Here is a 24,515-nt window from a genome sequence, read left to right as displayed (position 1 = left end):
AAGTTCTTTCAGGGCAGACAAGCAAGGCATCAAGGCTTACGTTGCCATTCCCGTTTCAGGCGTGGCCGTTTCTTTTTGCTTGACGGCCTGATGGTCCAGGGTCTCGCTGACGCTTTCCCACGCATTCTGCAAGCTATCAAAAACGCGATGCGCGTGAATCTGCTTGAACAGACCCATGCGAATCAGCTTGCGACCCACTTTCTCGTTCGCCTCGCACAGCGCCACCATGACATTGCGCTGTTCCAGCTCCGCCAAGGCAGTCTCCAAAGCCTGCATGGCCGTCGCATCCACAAAAGGCACGTAATTCAAGCGCAAGACCACGGCCCGAACCTGCTCCGGCACCGTCAGCAAGGAACGATTCACCGCTTCCACACTGGCAAAGAAGTACGGTCCTTCCAGAGTCAGCACCGAAATATCCTGCCGCAATTCCTGGCTGAAGGACAAATCCAGTGCCCGCTGTAAACGGCGGCCTTCCAGGGCCCGCACTTGCACCCCATCCGAGGTGCGTTTGAGCACATACAGCATGGCCAGAATCACCCCAATATTGACGGCTACCACCAGATCCGCAAATACCGTCAGGGCGAAAGTCACCCACAGAATGAACAAGTCAGCGGTAGGCATACGGCGCTGCAGGCGAAGAACCAGCTTGGCCTGACTCATATTCCAGGCCACCATGAACAGAATGGCCGCCAACACCGTCAGCGGGATATAAGCCGCCAGCGGGGCCAGCAACAGCAGAACCAGTACCAGGAAAATGACATGCACCACGCCGGCAATGGGGCTGTCACCGCCATTACGGATATTGGTAGCGGTACGGGCAATGGCCCCGGTAGCCGCAATCCCGCCAAACAAGGGCGAGAGCACGTTGGCAATCCCTTGGCCCACCAATTCCTGATTGGAGTCGTGACGGGTCCCTGTCATGGAGTCGGCCACGACAGCGGACAGCAAGGACTCAATCGCACCCAACATGGCAATTGCAAACGCAGGCCCGATCAGCTCCACCACGCGAGTCAGCGTAATTTCCGGCCATTGAAACGACGGCAAACCACTGGGCAAGGCACCGAAGCTGGAGCCGATAGTGGCCACCGACTCAAAACGGAAAATCGCCTGGATAAGCGTAATGACCACCAGGGCCACCAGCGGTCCGGGCAAACGCGCCAGACTTGGGATCTTGGGCACGACAATCAGAATCGCCAGAGACAAAAGCCCCAGCAGTGTGGTTGCCCAATCCAGGGACGGCAGGTTCTGCAGCAAGAACCAGAGTTTCTCGTGAAAGTGCTGGCCCTCGACGACGGGAAGGCCAAAAAAGTCCCGCCATTGGCCCACCCAGATGATCACCCCGATACCGGCGGTAAAACCCACGATGACCGGATCGGGAATAAAGCGGATCACGGCTCCCAGGCGCAGCAGGCCCAGCAGCAGCAAGATCACCCCGGCCATCAGCGTGGCAATTTGCAGGCCCGCCACCCCATGTTGGGCCACCACCCCGGACAGAATGACAATGAAGGCCCCCGTCGGCCCGGCAATCTGCACCCGGCTGCCGCCAAATAAAGACACCGCCAAACCGGCAATAATGGCGGTATACAAACCCTGCTCGGGCTTGACCCCGGAGGCAATGGCGAAGGCCATGGCCAACGGCAAGGCCACCACCCCCACCACCAAACCAGCCAACAGGTTATTTAGCCAGTGTTTTCGCCCCAGGAGTCCGGCTCGACCCGCTTCCAGCAGTGCAATCATCGCGCGTCCTTGTCATGCCCAGCCTGCTCGACACAGATGAGAAACAAGCAGGGCCTCAACCCAAATGAAGCCTTAATGATACTACTGCGTGTCAAAAAAACTTCACGTTAGTGATGGGCTTATTTGACGCGGCATAAAAAGGCCCCCACGCTGCGCCTGCGGCTTGCGCTCCACCTCGCGGCCTGCATGCCGCTCGGATTCGCCTGGCACACAGCAGGCCGCAATGGACTACTGTGTGTCCAGGCTCATCCCCGAGGGGGCGCTTTTTACCGGGGGCGCCGAGCCTTGGGACGGCCCAGCGATAAAAAAAGCCCCACCTCAAAGAGGTGGGGCTCAGTGACAACGAACACGGAATTCAAGGGTTGCGGGCGCGCAGCAAACGCAAGCTGTTCAGCACCACCAGCAAGCTGGCACCCACGTCGGCAAACACGGCCATCCACATGGTGGCCTGGCCGGTCAGGGCCATCACCAGGAACACGGCCTTGATACCCAAAGCCAGGCTGATGTTCTGCCACAACACGGCATGCAAGGCTCGGGACTGACGCATCAGCAAGGCAATCTTGCCCAGATCATCGTCCATCAAGGCCACGTCAGCGGTCTCGATCGCAATGTCCGAACCCAAAGCTCCCATCGCGATACCCACATCGGCACGAGCCAGGGCGGGTGCATCATTGATGCCATCACCCACCATCGCCACCAAACCGTTACCCAGTTTTTCCTCGATACGGTCCAGCTTGTCCTGTGGCAGCAAACCACCTCGGAAATCCTTGATTCCGGCTTGCTGGGCGACATGGCGCACGGCTTGTTCGTGGTCGCCCGAAAGCACTTCCACCTGAACACCCTGCGCTTGCAGATCGCGAATCGCCTGGCTGGTGGTGGGACGCAGCGTATCCATCATGGCGAACCAGGCCAGCAGACCGTGCTCGTCACCCAGATACACCATGGTGGCACCGCTCTCTACCGCTTGCTGCTCGGCCTGGCTGGACTCAGCCTTGTTCTGCCCCAGCACCCAGCTACGCTTGCCCAGACGCAATTGGCCAGTCGTGCCTTGTGCTTGCACACCATTACCCGCCAAAGCTTCGAATTGATCCAGGCGCACCAGACCCGATGCCACACGGCCACGGGCAATCGCTTGCGAGGCAGGATGATCCGAACGCTCGGCCAGAGTAACGGCCATGTCCAGCACTTCGCTATCTGACAGGCTTGGACGCAGGCTGCCATATTCGCTCAAGGAAGGCTCGCCCAAGGTCAGGGTGCCGGTCTTGTCCACGGCCAAGTACCGTAGCTGACGAGCCCGCTCCAGATACACGCCACCTTTAATCAAAATACCGGCACGCGCGGCACTGGCCAGGGCACTGACTACGGCCACAGGCGTGGAGATCACCAGGGCGCAAGGGCACGCAATGACCAGCAGAACCAGAGCGCGGTATACGGACTCCGACCAGCTCACACCCCAGATCAAGGGCAAGGCCACAGCCATCAAGGCTGCCGCCACCACAACCAGCGGGGTGTAGATGCGAGAGAACTGGTCGACAAAGCGCTGAATCGGAGCCTTGTTGGCCTGGGCCTCCTGAACCGAACGTGTGATACGGGCCAGCAAGGTTTCATCATGCGCGGCCTGGACCTGATACACCAGTTCGCCCATGCCATTGATGGTGCCTGCAAAAACTTCGTCACCGGGCGCTTTGTCCACGGGGGCACTTTCACCCGTGATAGGAGCCTGGTTAACCGTGCTTAGCCCTTGCAGAACTTTGCCATCCAGGCCAAAACGCTCCCCAGGGGCCACACGCACTTGCCAGCCTGCCTGCACCTGATTGGCCGGTACACGCTGCCAATCCTTGCCATCGGCACTGACCAGCACTTCATCCGGAACCAGCTTGAGCAGGCTGTCCACCGCATTACGGGCGCGGTCCAGGGAACGAGCCTCAATCCACTCAGCCAGGCTGAACAAGGACATCACCATGGCGGCTTCAGGCCATTGGGCCAGTAGTACCGCGCCGGTAACGGCAATACTCATCAAGGCATTAATATTGAGCTGACCATTACGCAGCGCAATCCAGCCCTTCTTGTAGACCTGCACGCCGCCGGACAGAATCGCGGCCAGAGCCAGAACAATCACCAGCCACTCGGGGGCCGCCAGCCAGTGACTGATCTCGGCGGCCAAAGCCAGCACCACGGCGCCGGCAATGCGAATCAGACCTTGCTTGGGCGATACCTGCTTCACAGGCTCTTCATCGGCCATGCGGGGTTCAAAGCCCAGGCCGCGCAACGCGCCCAGCACCTTGTCACGGGCACCATCCACGTGGTCTACGGTCAACACACGCTGCATCAGGTCAAAACCCAGGTTCTGCACCTGATCCAGCTTTTTCAGGCCGGAGCGAATCATGTTCTCTTCCGCCGGGCAGTCCATATCAGCAATATGCACGACCAGACGAGTGGAGGTACTGGCCGCCAAGGTCACCGATGGGCCAAATGCGGGTGCCGAGCAGCACGCCCCCTCGTGGGAGTGCGACGCTTGTTCTGCATGGCTGTGATCGTGATCATGGCTATGCTCGTTGCTGTGATCGCCCGCCGCATGGGCGTGATCATGACTATGGTCATGTACGTGCTCGGTCTGGCAGGCTGATGTTGTGCACTGCCCCACGCCGAGCTTTGATGTGTTGTTAGCTGATGTCATAGCAGTTCCTCGCTTCTTGCATGGGACCAGTAGAAAGCCTAAAGTAACTACAAGGTCAAGCCCTTTGGAGGCCAAGCAATGAAAATTGGTGAGTTGGCGGAAAAAAGCCACTGCAACACGGAAACCATCCGCTATTACGAGAAAGTTGGGCTGCTGCCCGAGCCGGAGCGCAGCGAGGGCAACTACCGCCTGTACCGCAGTATCCACCTGGAACGGCTACGTTTTATTCGCAACTGCCGCAGCCTGGATATGACGCACGAAGAAATTCGCGGCCTGCTGGCATTCATGGACGGCCCAGCGCAAGACTGCGCCCCGGTCAACGATTTGCTGGATGAACACATCGAGCATGTGGCCGTACGCATTGCCGAGCTGGAACACCTGCAAAAACAACTGATTGAACTGCGTCACCGCTGCGGACAGGCCGGTGGCCTGGAGCATTGCGGCATTTTGCAGGGATTGGTGAATATGGAGCCGGATCAAGTCCCGGCTCCCACAACCCATTTGGGCTAAGGCGGTGTGACGTGGTCCTTAGCCACGCACCCGCCCTGCCGCCCACATTCCGATCAGCATCGCGACCAGAAACAAAATAGCCAACGGTGCGCCCGACGCAGCCAGCACAATGGCCGGTCCGGGGCAGAAACCTGCCACACCCCAACCAGCGCCGAAAATCAAAGCACCCAACACCAAAGGACGGTCTATTTGACGCTGCTTGGGCAGATTCATGGGCTGGCCAGTCACAAAAGCACAAGGACGACGGCGTGCCAGACTGAACGGCACAATCGCCACCGCAATTGCCGCGGCCATTACCAAGGCCAAAGACGGGTCCCAGGCTCCGGCCAGATCCAGAAACGCCAGCACCTTGCTGGGGTTGGCCAAGCCGGAAATCAATAAACCCAAGCCAAAAATCAGGCCGGAAACTAAAGCGATGAAATAGTGCATGGCGGGCTCCTTAGATCAAATGACGCAAGACAAATACGGTCAGAAAGCCGCTGGCCATAAACGTCAGCGTTGCCACCAAAGAACGGGGCGACAAACGCGACAGACCACACACACCATGACCACTGGTGCACCCCGAACCCAAACGGGTTCCGAACCCCACCAGCAAACCGGCTACCACCACCCACATCCAGGGCTGCGGCTGCACGACAGGTACGGTTTCCCCGGCCAGGCGGTACAGCCAGGGTGCCGCCGCCAGGCCCAGCAAGGCCATCCAGCGCCAGCCCTTGTCACCCGCCTCCCCGCTCCAGGTGCCCGACAGCAGGCCGGATATGCCAAACACCCGACCATTGAACAGCACCAGCACCGCGGCCGCCAAACCAATCAAGGCGCCGCCAAACAAGGCGCTCCATGGGGTAAAGGAACTCCAGTCAATTGCGATCATCAATGCCTCCTGGGGCACAAAAAATTCCATATAAAGTTTGCATGACAGCCAGCACCGCCGGGTTTTCCAGGCGGTAATAGACGTACTTGCCCTCTTTGCGGCTGGCAATCAGCTCTTCGCGCCGCAAAACCGTCAATTGCTGGGATAAAGTAGGTTGTGAAATTCCACTGCGTTGCGCCAGCTCCCCCACATTGCATTCGCCCTGCACCAACGTGCACAGAATCATCAGGCGGTCAGGGTTGGCCAGGCTGCCCAGCAAGCTGCTGGCTCGGCCCGCTACCTGTCGCAGGGCTTCCAGTTCGGTTTGATTCATAACGTTCTACAAAAATACAATATATATTATTATATAATATCTTTTCATATTTTTTAAGCAACAAGAGGTCTGACATGCTCCAAGCCCAGGTCGCCAGCTTCTTTCATACGGACACATCCACGTTCACCTACGTGGTTTATGCCGAAGGTCAACGCGAATGCGCCATCATTGACTCGGTGCTGGACTACGACGCCGCCTCCGGCCGCAGCAGCACCGTGTCTGCCCAGAAGGTCGTGGACTTTGTGCGCCAGCATCAGCTGGAGGTGCAATGGATTCTGGAAACCCATGCCCATGCCGACCATCTGTCCGCTGCGGTCTGGCTGCAAGAACAGGTGGGCGGGAAAATAGCCATTGGCGAACACATCAAGCAAGTGCAGTCCACGTTCAGCCGCATCTTTAATATAGAGGCCGAAATACAGGCCAACGGCACACCCTTCGATACGCTGTTCAAGGATCAGGAACCGTTCCAGATCGGCGCCATTCAAGTGCAGGCTTTGCACGTGCCCGGTCATACCCCGGCAGATATGGCCTATCACGTTCAAGGTCTGGGCGTATTTGTGGGCGACACCTTGTTCCTGCCCGATGTCGGTACCGCCCGCTGCGACTTTCCGGGCGGCAGCGCCAGCCAGCTTTATGAATCCATCCAGCGCCTGCTGGCCCTGCCCGCAGATACGGTCTTGTTCATGTGCCACGACTATCCGCCTGAAGGACGGGAGCCCCAGTTCCACTGCACGGTTCAGGAGCAGAAGGACGGCAACATCCACGTACACGACGGCATCAGCCAGGAAAAGTTTTGCGAGCGCCGCCGCGCACGCGATAAAACCCTGGGCATGCCACGCCTGATCCTGCCTTCCATTCAAGTCAATATCCGCGCCGGACACTTTCCCGAACCAGAAAGCAATGGTCAGATCTATCTGAAACTGCCCGTCAATCTGCTTTGAATATGACTTTTTTTTGCGTCCGGGCAGACACAGGCTCGGACGTAGAAAAACTTTTAAGGCTCAGCCTGCGTATACTGCCCTTTTCTGCACCCTGAACTTCAGAAGGAAATAACTGGCATGACTTACGTGGCCCTCAAACACTTGCACATGACAGCCGCCGGGCTGAGCATTCTGTTTTTCATTATTCGGGCCTTTTGGTCAGTCAGCGGATCATCCTGTTTGCAGAATCGCTTTGTGCGCATTGCCCCGCATGTCATCGATACCGTCTTGTTGGTCTGTGGTCTGGCGCTGGCCGGCATGTTGGGCGCAGCCGCCAACCAGCCCTGGCTGCTGACCAAGATTGTGTTGCTGGTGGTCTACATTGTGGTGGGCAGCTATGCCATCAAGCGCGGTAAAACCGCCTTTAGCCGCGGCGTGGCAGCCCTGATTGCGATTGCCATCTTTGCCTATATCGTAGGCGTGGCGCTGAATCGCAGCCCGGCGTCCTGGTTCGTCTAAACCAGTAGCCCACATACAAGAAAAACCCCCACGCTACGCCTACGGCTTGCTGCCCCCCGAGGGGGAGCTTTTTGTCTTGGGACGGCCCGACGACAAAAAAAGCCCCCACGCTACGCCTTCGGCTTGCTGCCCCCCGAGGGGGAGCTTTTTGTCTTGGGACGGCCCGGCGACAAAAAAGCCCCTGTCAGTGAAAGTTATCTTCCACTGACAGGGGCTTTTTACATACCTGTCTTACCAGACACCTATCCAGCGCTGTACCAGCAAACTGCTGACCGCCACCGCGATCCAGACTCCCAAGCCCAGCAAGGCAGGCCGCACGCCCGCTCGGGCCATCACACGCAAGTCCGAACACAAACCGATAGCTGCCAGGGCCAGAACCATCAGGAACTCAGCCAGAAAACGCAGGGGTTCCAGCCACTCCACCGGCACCCAACCCAGCGAGCGCAGAGCCGAGGCCACCATGAACCAGACGATGAACCAGGGAAACACACGCATCAAGTCAAAATCCCGACCAGCCTGACGCGAACGCCACACTTCCAGACCCGCCAGAATCAGGCAAATCGGGATGATCAAGGTTGCCCGAGTCAGCTTGACGATAGTGGCGTGGTCACCGGCCTGACGGCTGTAGCTATAGCCTGCTGCCACTACTGAAGACGTATCGTTGATGGCGGTTCCCGCCCACACCCCAAAACCTGCGTCCGACATATTCATCATGTGACCGGCCAAGGGGAAAATCAGCACGGCCACAATATTGAAGATAAAAATGGTGGAAATCGCCAGTGCGGTTTCATGTTCCTCAGGCTTCAGAATAGGCGTGACCGCTGCAATGGCCGAGCCCCCACAAATCGCCGTCCCCACCCCAATCAGGGTGCGCAGCTTGGAAGGAATCCCCAAGGCTCGGCCCAGCACCAGCGCCGTCACAAACGCCACCGTCAAGGTCACCAGGGTCACCGCCAGCGAATCCATACCGGTACGCATCACTTGCGGCAGGCTCAAACCAAAACCCAGACCAATAATCGACCACTGCAACAATACCTTGGACGAAAAGCGCAAACCGGGCTGAAACACCGTAGCCACGCCCATGCTGTTACGCAATACCATGCCCAAGACAATCGCAAAAACCGGACCGCCAATCAAGGGCCACACTTTGCCCAGGCCCATAGCCGCAACACCTACGGCCACCGCCAGTAAAAAGCCCCACCAACGCGACGGCTTCAGAGAGAAACCCGATTTGCCCTGTGCCTTCAGGGTCGTGCTTCCTGCTGGTAAATCGGTCACACTGCTCATCTCGTCATTCCAGATATGTAATAAGTAAAAGTAATTTTAGGTTGACCCCGAGTATTAAAAAATTCATTATTACTTATCGTAAGTATCAATTTTATTTATCATGAATGCGATCAGCATCAGACAACTGGAAGTGTTCGTAGGCATTGCCACCTTGGGCACCGTGCGTGCTTGCGCCGCCCAGATTCACTTGTCCCAACCTGCCGCCAGCATGGCCTTGGCCGAGCTGGAAAAGCAGCTGGACTGTCCCCTGTTTGAACGCACGCCGGGGCGCATGCAGCTGACCAGCCGCGGCAAGCAATTGCTGCCACACGCTCGCGAAATTCTGGAACGCCTGCGGGAGATGCAAAGCCAGCAGGAAGAAAGCGAGTTGCGTGGTGAAATCCGCATCGGGGCCAGCAATACCGTCGGCAACTATCTGATTGGGGATCTGGTGGGGCAGTTTGTGCGCCAGCACCCGCGCGTGTCCCTGCATGTGTCGGTGGACAACACGGCCAACATCATCAATCAGTTGCTGGAACATGGCTGCGACATTGCCTGCGTGGAAGGCCCGGTCAATCACCCTCAGTTGGAAACCTGGATCTGGCGCGAAGATGCGCTGGTCGTCTGCGCCGCCCCCGATCACCCGCTGGCTACCAAGGCCACCTTGGAAAAACAGGACTTTGCGGGCATGAGCTGGATCATGCGCGAACGTGGCTCGGCCTCCCGAGCGCTGACCGAACAAGCCTTGAATGTGCTGCCCGGCGGCCATGTGCTGATGGAGCTGGGTCAGGTAGAAGCCATCAAACAGGCGGTCATCGCCGGACTGGGCCTGGCTTGCCTGCCACAGGCAGCTACCCTGGATGCTGTTGCCAATCAGCGACTACGCATCCTGGACACCCCTTTTCTGGATTTGAAGCGCCGCCTGTCCCTGGTCCTGCATAAAGAACGCTACCGTAGCCAAGTGTTAAGCGCTTTTGCGGAACATGTACACAGCCCGGAGTCCGGTTCAAGCGCATCGGAAACTTGACGCAAGTTTGCATTCTGATGATGGTTGACACCCGCAGCAATGCTATTCTTGCTGCAGTGCAGCACAAACAGAAGGGACCATAAGTCCCGCTCTCCTGCCCACCTCTTGAACCGAGTGATGCCATGAACACTGTTCCTACGCCACAAGCGCAAGATGTCCCCGCTTTTGCCCGCCCCTCTTATTTGCCACCCTACGAAACGGTAGCCCTAGTATTGCAAGGCGGCGGCGCTTTGGGAGCCTATCAAGCCGGTGTATATGAAGGTTTGCTGGAAGCAGGAATCGAGCCAGACTGTTTATCCGGGATTTCAATTGGGGCCTTGAACACCGCGATTATTGCGGGCAATCCCCCCGAGCGGCAGGTAGAACGCCTGCGGGAGTTCTGGAATACCATTTGCGAGCCCTACTATGGCTGGTCCAGCCCAGCCTGCCTGGAGCGTGCCCTCTTTGGTATCAACGATGTCATGCGTGAGGCCATCAGCGCCTTCAATGCCAGCAACGCCCTGGTCTTGGGACAGCGTGGCTTTTTCCGCCCCCGTTTCCCCCCTCCAATGCAAGCCACACCGGGCGTGCCCGAAGGTGCCAGCTATTACGACACCAGCGCCCTGAAAGACACGCTGGAACGTTTATGTGACTTTGATCGCATCAACGACAAGCGTCAGCGCATCTCGGTAGGTGCTGTCAATGTAGGCACGGGCAACTTTGTTTACTTTGACAACCATCGCACCACCTTGCGAGCCGAACACTTCATGGCCTCGGGTGCCCTGCCTCCGGCTTTCGCCCCCGTGGAAATTGATGGTCAGTATTACTGGGACGGCGGTCTGGTTTCCAATACGCCGCTCTCTTATGTGCTGGATCAGTCACCCCGCCGGGACACTCTGGTTTTTCAAGTGGACTTGTGGAGTGCGCGTGGCCCGGTACCCAACAATATGGGTGAAGTCAGCGACCGCTTGAACGAGATCCGCTACTCCAGCCGTACCCGTATGGTGACCGAGGACATGCGTCATTCGCAGTACATGCGTCATATCCTGTCAGAGCTGCTCCCCCTGATCCCCGAAGATCAACGCAAAGACCTGTTGCCGTGCCGCCTGGCCGAAGAGCTGGCCAGCAACAAGCGCTACAACGTGGTGCACCTGATTTACCGCAACCAGCCCTACGAGCAGCACTACAAGGACTATCAGTTTGGTCGCATGACCATGCGCGAGCACTGGCGTAGCGGTCTGGATGATATTCGCCAGACGCTGATCCATCGAGACAAGCTGAACATGCCGGAGAACCTGGCCGGTTTCACCACCTACGACGTGCACCGCGACGAAATCGAAAAACGGCTGGCCAACAACGGCAAGTAAGCCAGCCTGTGCCGAGACTTAGCGGCGGCTCAAGACCATCGCGCCGCTAAGTACAAAGGCCGTACCCAGCAATTGCATGAGCGTAATCGGCTCCCCCAGAAACCAGTTCGCCAGAAACAGAACCGAAACTGGGCCAATCAGCCCCATTTGAGCACTCATGGGCGCGCCTACTCGCTCCACTGCCCACATTGTCATAAAGGTCGGCAAAACCGTATTGCAGACGGCGTGAATCATGGACAGGCCATAGACCGGCGCAGGCTGCACCAGCCCCTGCCAGCCCAGCACGGCAAAAAAGTGAATCAGGGTGTAGACCGCCGAGAAGGACATGGCATAAGCCACCAGCCGTGTAGAACCAATGGCCTTGAGCAGCTCGCCCGAACCAATCAGGTAGATGGCATAGGAAATGGCCGAACCCAACACGCAAAGCGCACCCAGCAGCACATCATCGCCGGTCAGGCTCAAGTCCTGCACAAAGACCAGCCCTACCCCTAAATAGGCCAGCGCCAGAGCCAGCCATTGTTTGGGCAGAATGCGTCGTTTCAGAAAGAGGGCGGAGAACATCAGCACAAAGGTAGGCGACAAAAACAGAATCAGCCGCTCCAGCCCTGCCGAAATATATTCAAGGCCGATAAAGTCCAGCAAACTGGCCAGGTAATAGCCCAGAAAGCCCAGCACCACCAGCTCCAGCTTCTGACGACCAGTCAGTGCGGCCAGCTTGCCCTGCCGTACTTTCTTCACTTGCCAAAGGGCAATAGCCAGAAAGAAAGGCAGCGACAAGAGCATTCGAAAGCCAATAACGGTCAAGGCGTTGACATCGTATTGATAGGTCAGCTTGGCAACCACCGCTTTGGCGGAGAAAAGAATAGAGCCGCCCCCCGACAGGGCCAGTCCAATTAAAAAGGAACTGCGCTGCGCACTGGAGCTTTGACTAGCTTGCATGGGAATTCATCACTTTGCAGGGCGACACCGTCAGCACAAGAGCTGCTGGCCCCAGCGAAAAAAGAGTCAACAAGCCGTCGATTCTACTCTTTGCTTCTGGCAGCGGCCACGTTGACCCTGCCAATATCGCAGCCAATGGCCCACTAGAGTGCACAAGTCTCCAAAACCGGAAGATCGCGAATGACACGATGTCGAACCAACTCCTCAATAAAGACAAAGACTTAGTCTGCCCACCCGTGAAAACAGCACCAACATGCCAAAACTTTTGTGCTGTTCCTCCATGAAAACTTGCACATTTCTCAAAATACATGCTATATTCTTTTTCTCTGGTCCCCGATAGCTCAGTCGGTAGAGCGACGGACTGTTAATCCGCAGGTCCCAGGTTCGAGCCCTGGTCGGGGAGCCAAGAAAACCATTGAAATCAGCCCATAGCATTTGCTTTGGGCTGATTTTTTTGTCCTTGCAAAATGCGTCTGTCCGATAACAACGCAGCGGCGCCATTAACATTTTGACAAACAAAATCCTTTAGCCAAAAAGACAGCGGGACTGCATGTTGATGCCGCCCCGCTGTGGCTCTTTTCCCCTGACCTAGCCCCTGCCCGGGACGATGCCGCCGCTGCTAACGCACTACGTCGACCCGGAGCTGGCAGAATCAGTCAGAAAGATCAGAAACGGTGCGTGATACCGACCGTGGCAACCGTGCTCTTCAGATCGCTGTAGTAGCCGATGTTGCGAGCGTAGGAGCCAATCGCGTACAGATTGGTGCGCTTGGACAGGTTGTGCAGGTAGCCAGCGCTAAATACGTGCTGGGTCTTGGCATCATCAGTACTGCGTGGAGTCGAGCGTGGATCAGCCATGGTCCAGGAAGCCAGAACCGAGCCGGCCTTGCCTGCAGGAACAGTCACGCCCAGCGCGTAGGAGTTAACCTTCAGGTCTTTGTGCAGTCCGGGACCAAACTGTTCGGTTTGCAGCGAGCCACCGATGTAACCGTTACGGCTTTGGCCAAAAGCAGCGTGCAAGGTAGCAAAGCTGAATTTGTAGCTGGCAGCCAGGTTCCAGGCGCTGACATTGCCGCTTTCAGCCGCAACCAGGTTGCCGCCTTGCTCACGAGCCGAACCATAACGGGCCTGGTCAAAGCTCAAGGCCGCTTTCAAAGGACCATTGGTGTAACGCATGGCCACGCTAAAGGCTTTCACGTTAGCGTCGTCGCTGTTGATGGTATTGCCAGTCAAACCGCTACGATCCCACTTTTGTGCGCCGTTGGTATTGAAAGAATAGCCAGCACCGAACTGGAAGCCGGAGAACTCGGGGCTCTGGTAGGCGACCATATTGTCGTAACGAACCGTGTTGGCCGCATCAAATGCAGCACCCACGCCGTACTGATAGCCGTTGCCACCAAAGGGACTGGCTACACCGGCAACGTACAGGGAAGTCACAGTGGTTTGACGGCCCAGATCCATACGCCCCCAGGATTCGCCGCTCAGACCCAAGGTAGCTTGACGACCAAACAAGCGGTTCTGGCGCATATTGCCATCGCTCAGATCAAAGCCGCTTTCCAGCATGAAGTTGGCTTTCAGACCGCCCCCCAGATCTTCACTGCCCATCAGGCCCCAGCGGTTACCCATCCAGCCCTGATCGTACAGACCAAAACGGCTTTGTTTCTCTGCGCCACCTTTCAGGTCGCTCCCTTTCCACTGCTCGTAGCCCAGGCCTGTATCCACCACGCCGTACAAGGTCACGTTTGATGCGGCGTATGCGGGAACCGCCAACACAGGCATCAACATGGCTGCCAAGATAGTTTTTTTCATGTTCTCTGTTCTCTGTAAACGTCTGAATGCCGGATTTCTTATCGTTGTCCGGCTCTTGATCAAGTGCTGGGTCCCACCGCCTGAAAAGCTGATTTCCCGACGTCAATCCCCTGCCCCCCTCCTATTTCTTGAAGCAAAACTGCTCAACAGATCAGCCCTGAAACAGGGATGAAAGGGGCTTGATAGTTGAGGCACATATACTGCAAGCATTTATATTTCAGACATAAACAATATTGGTGTCAATAAACTGAATCCAGCGTGTTTACTGGGTTTAATACGCATTTTCCCTAGTTTTTCACCTACAGAGAATTCAGCAAAAAATGGGCTAAACGGTCGCAAAGCCAATAAACAAAAGGCTTGCAACCATTTGCAACAAACCAGGCTCATGAGCCTTATTGACCAGACGGTATGTTTCCAATGAAAAAATCAGGATTTACGCCTATTGCCAAGGCCGCATCCGGTTTTGCGTATATGAAAATGAATTTCTCAAAAAATACCTCTTTACAATCTCGATAGCCCTACCCTATAATTATTTTCTTTGCTGGTCCCCGATAGCTCAGTCGGTAGAGCGACGGACTGTTAATCCGCAGGTCCCAGGTTCGAGCCCTGGTCGGGGAGCCAAAAATACAAAAAGCCCAGCTACGCAAGTAGCTGGGCTTTTCTACATTTGGACTCATGAAAAAAGCCTCTTGATTGCTCAAGAAGCCTTGTCTGCAAGATCACTATCCAGAATCGCTTACTTGGCTCCTGCGGGTGTAATGCTGATCTCATACGGCACGAAGTTCTCCACTTCCAGCAGATCCTTGGCCAACAAATCAACACGCTCGCCATTCATCACTGCAGTCGCCCCCGTCACCACCACTCGCAAATTCTGATCGCAAGCGATTTCGTTATACCAATAACCAGTGGCATAGCGATCGGCACTGGAACTTCCAAAATCGTCCACCTCGATCACATCCTCGGCCACCAGCTTATTGTTCTTCTTGCTTAGCACCTGAATATGAACCCTCAGTTGCTGCACCGGCTCCATTTGGGAATCAAAAGTAAAGTTCGCAGCGCACATTCCCTGATTCGCAAAGACCGTATCGGAATGCCACATCTGCACCGCCTGTGCCTGGCCAGCAACCACACCACCCAGCAGCATGGCCCCTGCAGCCAGCTTCACACTTTTACGAAAATCCACATTGCCCTCTCTTTTGCCATAGAAACCCAAGCGCTCTTATACACAAAAAAGAGAATAACCGCTGTGTTTGCAACATACGCTTCCAGAAACGTCCAGTTTGCAACACTGAAGTATTTCACTCCATAGGCTGCGTAACTGGCGATAATGCAGCATCCCGTTTTCTATCCCGGTCTGTCGCGCCGGAACCTGCCGATTATTTCGCTGCTTGCACTCTTTTATGCTTGATACTCTTTTTCCCTTTTTAGGGGGGCTTGGCCTTTTCCTGATTGGCATGATGCTGCTGTCCGAAGGACTGGTGGCTTTTGCGGGTGGCTCTCTCAAGCAGATCCTGCTGGCGTTTACCGGCAGGCCCATCAAGGCCTTTGTTTCCGGCGCCCTGATTACCGCGCTGGCCCAATCCTCTACCGCCACCACCGTCACACTGATTGGTTTTGTCAGTGCAGGCCTGATTTCCTTTACACAAGCCATAGGCGTAGTCATCGGTGCCAGTCTGGGCAATACCGCCACCGGCTGGATCATCTCGGGTCTGGGGCTGAAAGTGAATCTGGGCTTTTACACCCTGCCGTTGATCGGCTTGGGTGCCCTGCTCAAACTGCTTGCCCCCGGTCGCTATAAGGAGCTGGGCCGGGCACTGGCAGGCTTTGGCACTCTATTTCTTGGATTGGGCATGCTGCAAGACGGCATGCAAGGGCTGGCAGCCAGCTTCAGCCTGGCCCATATGCCAACAGGAGGCTATGGCGCACACCTGTTGATCATGCTGACCGGCCTGGCTCTGACCGCCGTGCTGCAATCCTCGACCGCCGCAATCGCCATGACCTTGACCGCATTGGATGCCGGTGCCGTCAGCTTTGACCAGGCCGCGGCCATTGTCGTGGGAGCCTCCATAGGCACCACCCTAACCGGCGTACTGGTTGCGATCGGTGGCACCATTTACGCAAAACGCACAGCCATTGCCTACATTCTGTTCAACGTTATTGCCGGTCTATTGGGGCTGCTGATCCTGCCCTTGTTCCTGAAAGCCATGTATGCCACAGGCTCCTACATCAACGTTCCTCCCGGTGCATTAGGACTGGCAGCCTTTCACAGCCTGTTCATCGGCCTGGGGGCTGCCTTGTGCCTGCCCTTTACCCAGCAGTTTGCTCGCTGGGTACAAGGCCTGGTACCCGACCGGGCTGCCCGCCCCCAGCACCATCTGGACGACAGCTTGCTGCAAGTACCGGCCCTGGCCCTGGAAACCACACAACGCACCCTGGAAGAGTTGGCCCAGCGCCTGCTGAACCTGTATCAGCACAGTCTGAACATGAGCCGCCCCAGCACCGCCACTGCCGACCTGCAGCAAATCGAGACAGTCCTGGATCAAGCCTACGAATTTGTATTGCGCATCCCCAGCGCAGCCGATGATCCCGCCGTTGCCGCCCGTATCAGCGCGCTCTTGCACACCATTGACCATATGCAGCGCCTGCGCAGCCGACTGCAACATCCGCCCAGCACGGACCTGCAGGACAATCGTTACCAGCAAGCTCAAACCCTGGCCACAGAGCTCAATACCCTGGCGCAGCAAGGCCTGCACGGACAAGCCCCTGTTGATTGGCTGGAGCAAGTACAAGCCAGAGCCCAGGCCCTGGCCGACTTGTTAAACGCCGTTCGCAGTCAGCTTCTAGCCGCGCCACAAGGCCATGATGATGTCTCACGCACCTTGCGCATCACAGACACCCATCGCTGGTTCGAACGCAGCAGCCAGCATGTCTGGCGCAGCAGCTATTACTTGCAGCGGGCTCGCCAACCGGAGCAATAAGCCCCAAGCCCATACATTAACCCGGCTGGCGCCGCTACCCGCAAGCAGGCGCCCCCAGCTTACCCTTCATACTTGAAGCAACTTTTGGGGCTCTCCTGCCGCGCAAAACTCATATGACAAGAATATGCAAAACAAGCGTGTTTTAAAGCCCACAGAAACCCAATAAACAGATACCAAGATTCACGCTCATAGTAAGGATTCCCCCTTACAATCGGCTCAAATTCACGCTAATGGAAAAACTCCATGTCCACCCGGCCAAATCTACAATTCCATACCTTTTTGCTTTTGCTGGCCGCTGTATCCGCTGCCTTTGTCTGGATACTTCTTCCCTTTTATGGCGCCATATTCTGGGGTGCCGTTCTGGCTATCTTGTTTACCCCCTTGCAACGCAAACTGCTGGCTAAAACCAAAGGCCGGCGGTCTCTATCTGCCCTGATCAGTTTGCTGGTCATCATTTTGATCGTCATTATTCCGGTCATCCTGATTTCCATTTCCCTGGTTCAACAAATCGCCTCTTTGTACGATTTGATGAATAGCGGTCAGCTCAATCCGGGCGCCTACCTGCAAAAAATACTGAATGCCCTGCCTCCTAGCGTGACGGATTTTGCCGCTCGTTTTGGTCTGCATGACTTTGCATCCCTGCAAGAGAAGTTCTCTGAGTTTGCCGTGCAAGGCGGCCAGTTCCTGACGAAACAAGCCCTGAACGTCGGCCAGAACACCTTCCAGTTCCTGGTCAGCCTGGGCATCATGCTGTACATGCTGTTCTTCCTGCTGCGCGATGGCGTGGAGCTGGGTCGTCATTACCGCCAGTTGATCCCTCTGAGCGAGGGCCAGAAAACCCATCTGTTCCGCAAATTCACCACTGTGGTACGCGCTACCGTCAAAGGCAATATCGCTGTGGCAGCCACCCAAGGTGCGCTGGGCGGGGTCATGTTCTGGTTCCTGGACATTCAAGGCGCACTGTTCTGGGGTGTGCTGATGGCCGTGCTGTCCTTGCTGCCTGCCGTAGGCGCCTCGCTGATCTGGGCTCCGGTTGCCATCTACTTCTTTGTCTCGGGCCACTACGTCCCCGGCATCATCCTGACCGCCTTTGGTATTTTGGTAATCGGCCTGGTAGACAACCTGCTGCGCCCCCTGCTGGTGGGTAAAGACACCAAGATCCCGGACTACGTGATCCTGATCTCCACCCTGGGCGGTTTGTCGATTTTCGGCCTGAACGGCTTTGTGATTGGCCCGCTGATCGCCGCCATGTTCATTGCCTGCTGGGACCTGTTCCCTTCGGCCGTCAGCGCCCGCGTGGAAGCGGAAGAGCAAGATAGCAACGGCAAATAAAAACAGGCCAGCTTTGCGACTGGCCTGCCAATAGTCCAAGCAAGCAATCCCAGGGCCTGTTCCATGCTTGATCAAAAGCACAGAACAGGCCCTTATTCATTTCATCAAGTCCGCAGCACGGGCAGGAACACAATCCAGATATTGACGGCCAAGGCCAGGAACCACACCAGCGAACGCAAGGTGGCCTTGTCCATTATGTACATCAGCAAATACAGCACGCGCAGCACAATCCAGGAAATCATCAGGTTCTGCACGCGCAAGGCATCCGCCCCCGACCATAAGGCCAGCAAGACAGCCGCGTAAAAGAACGGCAAGGCCTCAAACGCATTGGCCTGCGCCGCATTGGCCCGACCACGCCAGCCCGACAGGCTGGCCAGCCACGGACGAGGCTCATGATTCGTAAAGCCCGCCCCACCGGCTTTGGCACAAATCGCCGCCAACCAAGGCAAGAAAGCCGCTACCACCAAACTGATCTTGATCCCCAGCATCATCGTCCCCTTCACAGGCTGAAAACGCCCAACATAGCACGCCGCAGCCCAAATGCGTGCGCAGAATTTACAAACCCGAAAAAAACAGGATATACTTATCGTCTTAGGTTAGCCGATGTAGCTCAGTCGGTAGAGCAGCTCATTCGTAATGAGAAGGTCGAGGGTTCGATTCCTTTCATCGGCACCAGCTAATCTAAAACCATTGAAATAAAATAATCAATATTAATCAAATCAATGGTTTAGCTTCCTGACACCGGAAGCATTTGATAGCCTACTTTCAACTATTCCACATAGACGGCCCCAAAAAAGCCCCACGGCAGGCCCCACGAAAATAGGCATATGGCAAGCATTACAAAACATGCGGGCGGCTATCGCGCCCAGATTAAACTCGTCTTGCGAACTGGCGAACCCTACACCCGAGATAGCAGAACTTTCCCCACAAAACGGGAAGCTATGGCATGGGGCGTGCAGCGTGAGCAAGAGCTACGAGATCAAGCAGCGGCAGACCCACGTCTTCAATACACCTTGCGTACAGCATTGCGCCGTTACGCTTCAGAGGTTTCTCCAACGAAACGCGGAGCAAGGTGGGAGAAGCTCAGACTATCAGCGTTTGAAACCTATCGACTGCCACTCGATAAAGCCCTTCTTCAAATTACCCCACAAGACATTGCCGAGTTCCGCGACTTTCGAGCTCATACCGTACAACCAGCAACCATACGTAGAGAGATAGTCCTACTGTCCGCTGTATTCATGCACTGTAGACAAGAATGGCGCTGGATGGATTCAAACCCATGCACAGAAGTCCGCAAGCCTGCCCCGCCCAAACATCGTGAGCGTGTGCTGCAGTGGTGGGAAATCAAGCGGATGCTGCGGGAGATGGGCTATCACCGCTCTGCTCGACCTGCCTCATTCGGACAGGCGGTAGCAATGTGCATGCTGCTGGCCCTTCGCACTGGTATGCGTGCCGGTGAGCTCACCGGTCTCCAGTGGGAACAGGTCTACGACCGCCACTGCCACTTACCAACCACAAAATCAGGGCGCCCCCGCGATGTACCGCTTTCAAGTAAGGCCCTTAAGCTGCTGAAGCGCATGCGCGGGTGGGATGACAAGTTGGTCTTTGGCATCAAAGCCGCGAGCCTAGACGCTTTATTTCGGAAATACCGCCAACGAGCAGGTCTAGAAGGATTTACTTGGCACGACACCCGCCATACGGCCGCAACCATGTTATCCAAAAAAGTTGCCGTGCTGGATCTATGCAAGATATTCGGCTGGACCGACCCAAAAATGGCAATGATCTACTACAACCCACACGCCTCAACACTTGCAGATTTATTGGGATAAAACACGACGCCCGCCATAGAGCGGGCTTTTTTTGCGTCTGGAGAATGGCTAACTCTCCCAGCATGCACCGTTAAAGCCCTGCCAGGTGCCATCCGTCGATATCTTGTATGGAATCCCCTTCTCTTCCAGCAGCTTCAGTAGGCTCTCTGCGTGGTGTGGCGCGATGTTTTGGTAAATCATCACCCCCGGTGACTTTGCACTGGGGATGCAGGCCTCGTTGGTGCTAGCCACAAGGGATACATACGTAGGCGTCAGATGGCCAGCATTAATCTCAAAATGCATGCGTGTCTCCTCTTCTAGATTTGCGATATCTGTGTACGGCATAGTTCTGGCGAAACAGGGTCAACTCAGCACGCAATCTAGCATAATATTTCGATCGAAATAATTATCTAGATAATTTATTCGCCCATTGGCATACTGTGGCCTTCATTTACTTGCGGAGGTTCTATGAGCACGTTCAAGGTCGGAGATGTAGTCCAACTGAAAAGCGGTGGCCCTGAAATGACAGTTATTGACAAGAGCCAAGAAGGCAGCAACGTAAAGTGCATGTGGTTCGTGATTGACAACAGAGCCAGGACCCAGTCAATTCCCGCTGTCGCCCTTATGCCAGTAGAGTTAATGAACCCTTAATTAGACCGCCCTCTGGGCGGTTTTCTACATTTGGCGCTTGGGATAAGTCAGCAAGCGAAGACGCACAAACAAACAGACTTTATAGTCACTTTCAGTTTTGTTTGACCTATGACAATAGATTGTTTAATCTTTCGGCTTATAAACTTATGACACTAACTTTCATTCCATCGGTAGAGCGCCATGACAAATCAGATTACCCCCGGAAGCATTGTTACCTTGAAAAGCGGCAGTCCTAAGCTGACAGTTGAGGTCATTACCTCCGACCACAAGGCGAGCGTCTCATGGTTCACTAACGGCGAATATAATCTAATGACAATTCCAGTCACAGCATTGGAGCCAGTGCAGGATTAGTTGGGGCTCCAAAACACCAACCGCCTTCGGGCGGTTTTTTTGTGCGTACAGCTTCCCCGCCTCTTCAAATGCACTTACTACAAACACAACCTCTTCCACGTTTCGGCTCCCTCCTCTACGTAGCGCAGTACCCTGATCGGTGTGGCGTCGATCTCGGCATCAGAGCGCCACTGGAACGGACGCTGTGCGGCACCGCAATAGCTACCGCCCCTCTGTGTCCCGCATCCGCTTACGAGCACGGTCACGCACAGCATCATCATCCAGGCGCTCGATCGTTTCAGCTGCATCACGTCCTACCTCTACTGCGGCCATGTCCGCCTTTGTTTGTTTCTGCTCTGCCTGCACCCTGCCCTGACGCCGCCCGACATTCAACAGCGCCAGCGCGGCCAGGATCAACCCACCCAGCAGGCCCAGCCAGCCTGCGATTCGTTTCCATAGAGCCGCAATCACACGCCCTCCCACTGAAACTGAGCCAGGCGACCGCGCTCCAGCTTAGCCAATACCTTTGCCGCAGCCTCGGATTTTGTGATCTTGCCGTCCTTGTTCAGATCCAGACCTGCATTCTGTCGATAGGTCGTGGGTCTGCTGTCCTTATCCCATAGAGTCCAACTGTCTGGCTTGCCAATACCGGCTGGCCAAAGGATTGCCATGTAAACATCGGCCAGTGTATTAAGTCGGCCTTTATAGGGCATGAAATATGCCAGCACCCATTCGAGCTGCTGCTCAGCCGTCAACGCCGCCAATGCCGCCGTGGTCGTGCCCAGGCCCTTGGCAGTGGTCGGCATGAACTGAATCAGACCCGTGGCACCGCTGCCAGCGGCGTTCTTAATCGACGGGCTGAATGTCTCCGCTGACTCAAACGCCATGCACGCCATCAGGTAATCCGGCTCTACGCCCAGGATCTGGCAGATCTCGAATAGGCGGTCGCGAAACGCCTGGGATACTTTGCGACCCCAGGCCAGGTGGCGCAGCGGCTTAGGCTCCACCGGTGCAGGCGTAGGTTCCACTTTCTGCGAACGAAAAAAAAGGGCCAGCAGGCCCGAGATCAAACTCAACAACGACTTCATTCTGTTTTCCCTCCAATCGCGCCTTCGCGCAGTTCCGTCATAACTTCGAGCAGATCAGCCTTGCGCCGCTTGTCGAAAAAGTTAAAAGCCCACCTCACCACAGCCCAGCCTGGCAAACCACATGCAAAGGCCAGGCCAAGCATGGCCACCAGACCCACCGGATTGTTTGCCCAGTGATGCAACTCATACTGCTGAATCACAGCGGCACCGCCCGAGATCGAGGCCACCACTGTGCTGATCACCCCCACAATCCATTCTGATTGCGTACGCGGCCGCAAAATACACATCACCACCAGCGTGGCCAAGCCCGCGCCAATGGCCCCCATACCTGCTATCCCTCCCATTGCTTTCCAGACGGCCAGACCAGCCGCCGATGTCCCCGTGCTTGTCGGTTCCAAGTCCTTCCCCTTGTGTAATACGGTCGGCATGGCTGTCTCCCGTGAAGCGCTGCAAAAGCAGCAGACGTAAAAAAAGCCGCTTAGGCGGCAACAACTTCAGAATGCGCGATGAACTATGGGATTACGAAAAACTCCGATGATGGTTTTACAAACGCATGGTGTAGGCGCCCCTCGCGTAGATAGTCAATTCTGCAATCAAGACCCGCATCAATCGCTAGCCCAGGGGCCTGCCAGGCATACCCACCACGCCACTTATATCCATCACCAGCCTGAAGTGAGATCGGCCTTCCGACAACAATCGCGTGATAAAACTTCGTATTAGCTGCGCTCCCACCTCTTATATACGGTGCCGAGGGCGCAACATTCTGACCGCCCCCTGCTTCGTATTTCCTATCGACCCAACTAACCTGTTGACCTGCCCCGCTACTGAGAACTAGGGCCCAACAATTCGGAGTATCGCTTGATGGGCCGCTGTCTTTCGATGAGTCAAATCCGCTACGTGCTATACGTGATCCAACAAAGACCTGCTCGCCCTGAAACCCGATCGATACAACTTGCGGTCCATTATCTTTCTGTACCTCAATCTCTTCTAGCGCTTCGACAAACGACACAACCTCAATCGCGCCCGGAGCAAAGTCCACCACGAAAGACTGCCGCAGCACATAACGAGCAGGAAAAGAGGCTGGGTCAACAGTTCCAGTCGTGTTGAACCCCATAATCTCATTGGTAAAGACGGCTGTTATTTTTTGAGCATGGCCCTGCTGGGCTCTGCTCATCTCAAGGGGCTGTCCATTCACGTACAGTTGAAATAGAACACAACGTGCCGTCTGCCCACCTCCAGAATATCCGTCCGCTCCGTGGTTCCCTCCTGTATATATAACTTTATTGTTGTCGCCCCCATTTACAGCGCGGACAACCAACGGTGGCAACCAGTCAGAACTGGAACTATTGACTTGGACCCATGCGGCATTCTCGCGATCTCCGCCTAGGGCATAATCAATGCCTTTGATATTCGGCAGAGCGTTATAGCCATTGGGGCCGAATCGAACCCTATAAAGCCTGTCAACCGATCCCCATACAACACTCATAGCGTTTGTGTCACTCACCGAGTAACTCAAAGCACTTGTATCAACCAAATCCTCCACTGGCGCTTCAACCGCGTAAAGATAGCAAGAGGGGTCAATAATCCAACTATATCCTGGCCTTGCGGGCGAGTTCATCGCCACATATTCGCCATAGGGTGGCAGTTTCGATGTGTCCAACGTAATGGAGACGGTAAGCCCAGGCTGCACGGTTGATGGCAGCACAACGGTATGAATGCGATCGTCACGCGGAATCTCCGGTGTTAACGTTTCGCTAGCACGCACTACAACAACAGAGGTATCAGCAGTTTCAAAATCATCTTGCGTTTGGCGAGTTATTAAGAAGCCATCAGGCCGGCCACTTGTAAGCGTGGATCCATTCTTGAAATACGCAATGCTGTAATAATTACCTGGTAAAGCCCCCTCTACGCTCACGCTCAACACCGCGCTCTTAAGGAAGCTATTAGCCTCTGAGGTAATTGAGTTCCGTGTCATTTGACGGCAAGGATAGTCTTTGCCGCGATTAACACTCAACCCATCTAAAGCCTCAAAGTCGACTCGACTCACTGGCTGTAGAGCCGACTTCCCCCACGTGCTTGTGCCGCGGCGATAGTAGCCGTTGTTGGTTAAAAGCGGATCGTTTATCACTACAGCCCACGTTCCACGCGGCTTGCTTGTGTCTGCGTCCAGCTCAGCCCGTGTGGCGTAGACAATTGCGGAACTGTGACTCATCACACGATCAGCAATGGTCGCCAAGTTCTGAACATCTTTACCTTCACGGTTGATGTTTGTCTCACCAACTTTGCCAAGCGCAAACTTCTCAAGCGTCCCAGCGTCCACACTGGCGTTGCGCAGCTCTTCCGGGGAGATATAGGCCATATCTGTCTCACAAACAAAAAACCCCGCCTTTCAGCG

At 55.6% G+C, this 24,515-nt stretch carries 25 protein-coding genes and 3 tRNA genes; 13 read left to right on the top strand and 15 right to left on the bottom strand.

The window, feature by feature from the left end:
• Positions 1–36: 36 nt before the first annotated feature.
• Both WFM49_RS04325 and WFM49_RS04320 read right to left on the bottom strand, forming a co-directional pair.
• A complete protein-coding gene (locus WFM49_RS04325; RefSeq protein WP_250756940.1) occupies positions 37–1,737 on the bottom strand; it encodes a SulP family inorganic anion transporter in 1,701 nt (566 codons plus the stop codon).
• A gap of 355 nt (positions 1,738–2,092) precedes the next feature.
• The gene (locus tag WFM49_RS04320) at positions 2,093–4,414 is read right to left on the bottom strand and encodes a heavy metal translocating P-type ATPase (protein ID WP_324576506.1); all 2,322 of its coding nucleotides are present in this window, start codon (positions 4,412–4,414) and stop codon (positions 2,093–2,095) included.
• Between the two features lie 78 nt (positions 4,415–4,492).
• Here WFM49_RS04320 and cadR point away from each other — a divergent pair, with 78 nt between their 5' ends.
• Positions 4,493–4,924 (top strand): Cd(II)/Pb(II)-responsive transcriptional regulator, encoded by a 432-nt coding sequence (gene cadR, locus WFM49_RS04315; protein ID WP_021446839.1) that lies wholly within the window; start codon positions 4,493–4,495, stop codon positions 4,922–4,924.
• An 18-nt stretch (positions 4,925–4,942) separates the two neighbouring features.
• On the opposite strand, the gene WFM49_RS04310 is transcribed toward cadR, so the two are convergent.
• Genes WFM49_RS04310 through WFM49_RS04300 form a run of 3 tightly spaced genes read right to left on the bottom strand, consistent with a single transcriptional unit; the run spans position 4,943 to position 6,108 of the window.
• Positions 4,943–5,353 (bottom strand): DUF6691 family protein, encoded by a 411-nt coding sequence (locus tag WFM49_RS04310; RefSeq protein ID WP_009455401.1) that lies wholly within the window; start codon positions 5,351–5,353, stop codon positions 4,943–4,945.
• A gap of 10 nt (positions 5,354–5,363) precedes the next feature.
• Positions 5,364–5,792: a YeeE/YedE family protein gene (locus WFM49_RS04305; RefSeq protein WP_026484580.1), complete on the bottom strand. Its 429-nt coding sequence runs from the start codon at positions 5,790–5,792 to the stop codon at positions 5,364–5,366.
• Positions 5,782–6,108, bottom strand: a complete 327-nt coding sequence (locus WFM49_RS04300; protein ID WP_009456065.1) for an ArsR/SmtB family transcription factor — start codon at positions 6,106–6,108, stop codon at positions 5,782–5,784. Before WFM49_RS04300 ends, WFM49_RS04305 begins: the two co-directional genes overlap by 11 nt.
• 74 nt (positions 6,109–6,182) lie before the next feature.
• On the opposite strand from WFM49_RS04300, the gene WFM49_RS04295 reads away from it, so the two are divergent.
• On the top strand, positions 6,183–7,049 hold the full coding sequence (locus tag WFM49_RS04295; RefSeq protein WP_250756937.1) for an MBL fold metallo-hydrolase: 867 nt from the start codon (positions 6,183–6,185) through the stop codon (positions 7,047–7,049).
• Between the two features lie 117 nt (positions 7,050–7,166).
• Entirely contained in the window at positions 7,167–7,547 is a 381-nt protein-coding gene (locus WFM49_RS04290; RefSeq protein ID WP_021446841.1) for a SirB2 family protein, read from the top strand.
• A gap of 231 nt (positions 7,548–7,778) precedes the next feature.
• Here WFM49_RS04290 and WFM49_RS04285 read toward each other — a convergent pair whose 3' ends face one another.
• Positions 7,779–8,834, bottom strand: a complete 1,056-nt coding sequence (locus WFM49_RS04285; RefSeq protein WP_026484582.1) for a YeiH family protein — start codon at positions 8,832–8,834, stop codon at positions 7,779–7,781.
• A 100-nt stretch (positions 8,835–8,934) separates the two neighbouring features.
• On the opposite strand from WFM49_RS04285, the gene WFM49_RS04280 reads away from it, so the two are divergent.
• Positions 8,935–9,840 carry a LysR family transcriptional regulator gene (locus WFM49_RS04280; protein WP_035268980.1) on the top strand — a complete coding sequence of 302 codons (906 nt, stop codon included), beginning with the start codon at positions 8,935–8,937 and terminating at the stop codon, positions 9,838–9,840.
• A 122-nt stretch (positions 9,841–9,962) separates the two neighbouring features.
• Positions 9,963–11,186: a patatin-like phospholipase family protein gene (locus tag WFM49_RS04275; RefSeq protein WP_021446842.1), complete on the top strand. Its 1,224-nt coding sequence runs from the start codon at positions 9,963–9,965 to the stop codon at positions 11,184–11,186.
• 18 nt (positions 11,187–11,204) lie between these two features.
• On the opposite strand, the gene WFM49_RS04270 is transcribed toward WFM49_RS04275, so the two are convergent.
• Complete coding sequence (locus WFM49_RS04270; protein ID WP_336971909.1) at positions 11,205–12,125, bottom strand: DMT family transporter; 921 nt, start codon at positions 12,123–12,125, stop codon at positions 11,205–11,207.
• Between the two features lie 330 nt (positions 12,126–12,455).
• On the opposite strand from WFM49_RS04270, the gene WFM49_RS04265 reads away from it, so the two are divergent.
• Positions 12,456–12,531, top strand: a tRNA-Asn gene (locus tag WFM49_RS04265).
• A gap of 259 nt (positions 12,532–12,790) precedes the next feature.
• On the opposite strand, the gene WFM49_RS04260 is transcribed toward WFM49_RS04265, so the two are convergent.
• Complete coding sequence (locus tag WFM49_RS04260) at positions 12,791–13,933, bottom strand: porin (protein ID WP_336971907.1); 1,143 nt, start codon at positions 13,931–13,933, stop codon at positions 12,791–12,793.
• 545 nt (positions 13,934–14,478) lie between these two features.
• Between WFM49_RS04260 and WFM49_RS04255 the strand changes: the two genes are divergently transcribed.
• A tRNA-Asn gene (locus tag WFM49_RS04255) sits at positions 14,479–14,554 on the top strand.
• A 115-nt stretch (positions 14,555–14,669) separates the two neighbouring features.
• Here the strand turns inward: WFM49_RS04255 and WFM49_RS04250 are convergent.
• Entirely contained in the window at positions 14,670–15,116 is a 447-nt protein-coding gene (locus tag WFM49_RS04250) for an IrmA family protein (protein ID WP_021446843.1), read from the bottom strand.
• A 217-nt stretch (positions 15,117–15,333) separates the two neighbouring features.
• On the opposite strand from WFM49_RS04250, the gene WFM49_RS04245 reads away from it, so the two are divergent.
• Together WFM49_RS04245 and WFM49_RS04240 are read left to right on the top strand one after the other, a co-directional pair.
• On the top strand, positions 15,334–16,911 hold the full coding sequence (locus WFM49_RS04245) for a Na/Pi cotransporter family protein (protein WP_336971905.1): 1,578 nt from the start codon (positions 15,334–15,336) through the stop codon (positions 16,909–16,911).
• 243 nt (positions 16,912–17,154) lie between these two features.
• Positions 17,155–18,243, top strand: coding sequence for an AI-2E family transporter (locus WFM49_RS04240; RefSeq protein ID WP_021446845.1), 1,089 nt, complete (start codon positions 17,155–17,157; stop codon positions 18,241–18,243).
• 104 nt (positions 18,244–18,347) lie between these two features.
• Here the strand turns inward: WFM49_RS04240 and WFM49_RS04235 are convergent, their stop codons facing one another.
• Entirely contained in the window at positions 18,348–18,731 is a 384-nt protein-coding gene (locus tag WFM49_RS04235; RefSeq protein WP_021446846.1) for an MAPEG family protein, read from the bottom strand.
• Positions 18,732–18,842: 111 nt separating this feature from the next.
• Here WFM49_RS04235 and WFM49_RS04230 point away from each other — a divergent pair.
• Both WFM49_RS04230 and WFM49_RS04225 read left to right on the top strand, forming a co-directional pair.
• Positions 18,843–18,918 (top strand) — tRNA-Thr (locus WFM49_RS04230).
• Between the two features lie 152 nt (positions 18,919–19,070).
• Positions 19,071–20,072 (top strand): tyrosine-type recombinase/integrase, encoded by a 1,002-nt coding sequence (locus WFM49_RS04225; protein WP_336971902.1) that lies wholly within the window; start codon positions 19,071–19,073, stop codon positions 20,070–20,072.
• A gap of 48 nt (positions 20,073–20,120) precedes the next feature.
• Here WFM49_RS04225 and WFM49_RS04220 read toward each other — a convergent pair whose 3' ends face one another.
• Positions 20,121–20,354 (bottom strand): hypothetical protein, encoded by a 234-nt coding sequence (locus tag WFM49_RS04220; RefSeq protein WP_321275230.1) that lies wholly within the window; start codon positions 20,352–20,354, stop codon positions 20,121–20,123.
• Positions 20,355–20,519: 165 nt separating this feature from the next.
• On the opposite strand from WFM49_RS04220, the gene WFM49_RS18610 reads away from it, so the two are divergent.
• Together WFM49_RS18610 and WFM49_RS18605 are read left to right on the top strand one after the other, a co-directional pair.
• A complete protein-coding gene (locus tag WFM49_RS18610) occupies positions 20,520–20,702 on the top strand; it encodes a YodC family protein (RefSeq protein WP_042481238.1) in 183 nt (60 codons plus the stop codon).
• Positions 20,703–20,882: 180 nt separating this feature from the next.
• The gene (locus WFM49_RS18605) at positions 20,883–21,053 is read left to right on the top strand and encodes a DUF2158 domain-containing protein (protein WP_162090199.1); all 171 of its coding nucleotides are present in this window, start codon (positions 20,883–20,885) and stop codon (positions 21,051–21,053) included.
• A 201-nt stretch (positions 21,054–21,254) separates the two neighbouring features.
• Here the strand turns inward: WFM49_RS18605 and WFM49_RS04215 are convergent, their stop codons facing one another.
• From WFM49_RS04215 to WFM49_RS04200, 4 genes are all read right to left on the bottom strand, one after another.
• Entirely contained in the window at positions 21,255–21,503 is a 249-nt protein-coding gene (locus tag WFM49_RS04215) for a hypothetical protein (protein ID WP_336971899.1), read from the bottom strand.
• Entirely contained in the window at positions 21,500–22,120 is a 621-nt protein-coding gene (locus tag WFM49_RS04210) for a transglycosylase SLT domain-containing protein (protein ID WP_336971897.1), read from the bottom strand. Before WFM49_RS04210 ends, WFM49_RS04215 begins: the two co-directional genes overlap by 4 nt.
• Complete coding sequence (locus tag WFM49_RS04205) at positions 22,117–22,548, bottom strand: hypothetical protein (RefSeq protein ID WP_181363932.1); 432 nt, start codon at positions 22,546–22,548, stop codon at positions 22,117–22,119. Before WFM49_RS04205 ends, WFM49_RS04210 begins: the two co-directional genes overlap by 4 nt.
• An 83-nt stretch (positions 22,549–22,631) precedes the next feature.
• Positions 22,632–24,479, bottom strand: coding sequence for a hypothetical protein (locus WFM49_RS04200; RefSeq protein WP_336971895.1), 1,848 nt, complete (start codon positions 24,477–24,479; stop codon positions 22,632–22,634).
• Between the last annotated feature and the right edge of the window lie 36 nt (positions 24,480–24,515).

Source organism: Alcaligenes sp. PF14 (assembly GCF_037150615.1).
GTDB lineage: Bacteria > Pseudomonadota > Gammaproteobacteria > Burkholderiales > Burkholderiaceae_B > Alcaligenes > Alcaligenes phenolicus.
Note: the sequence above shows the minus strand (reverse complement) of the source record. Positions and strands in the feature narration are given on the sequence as shown.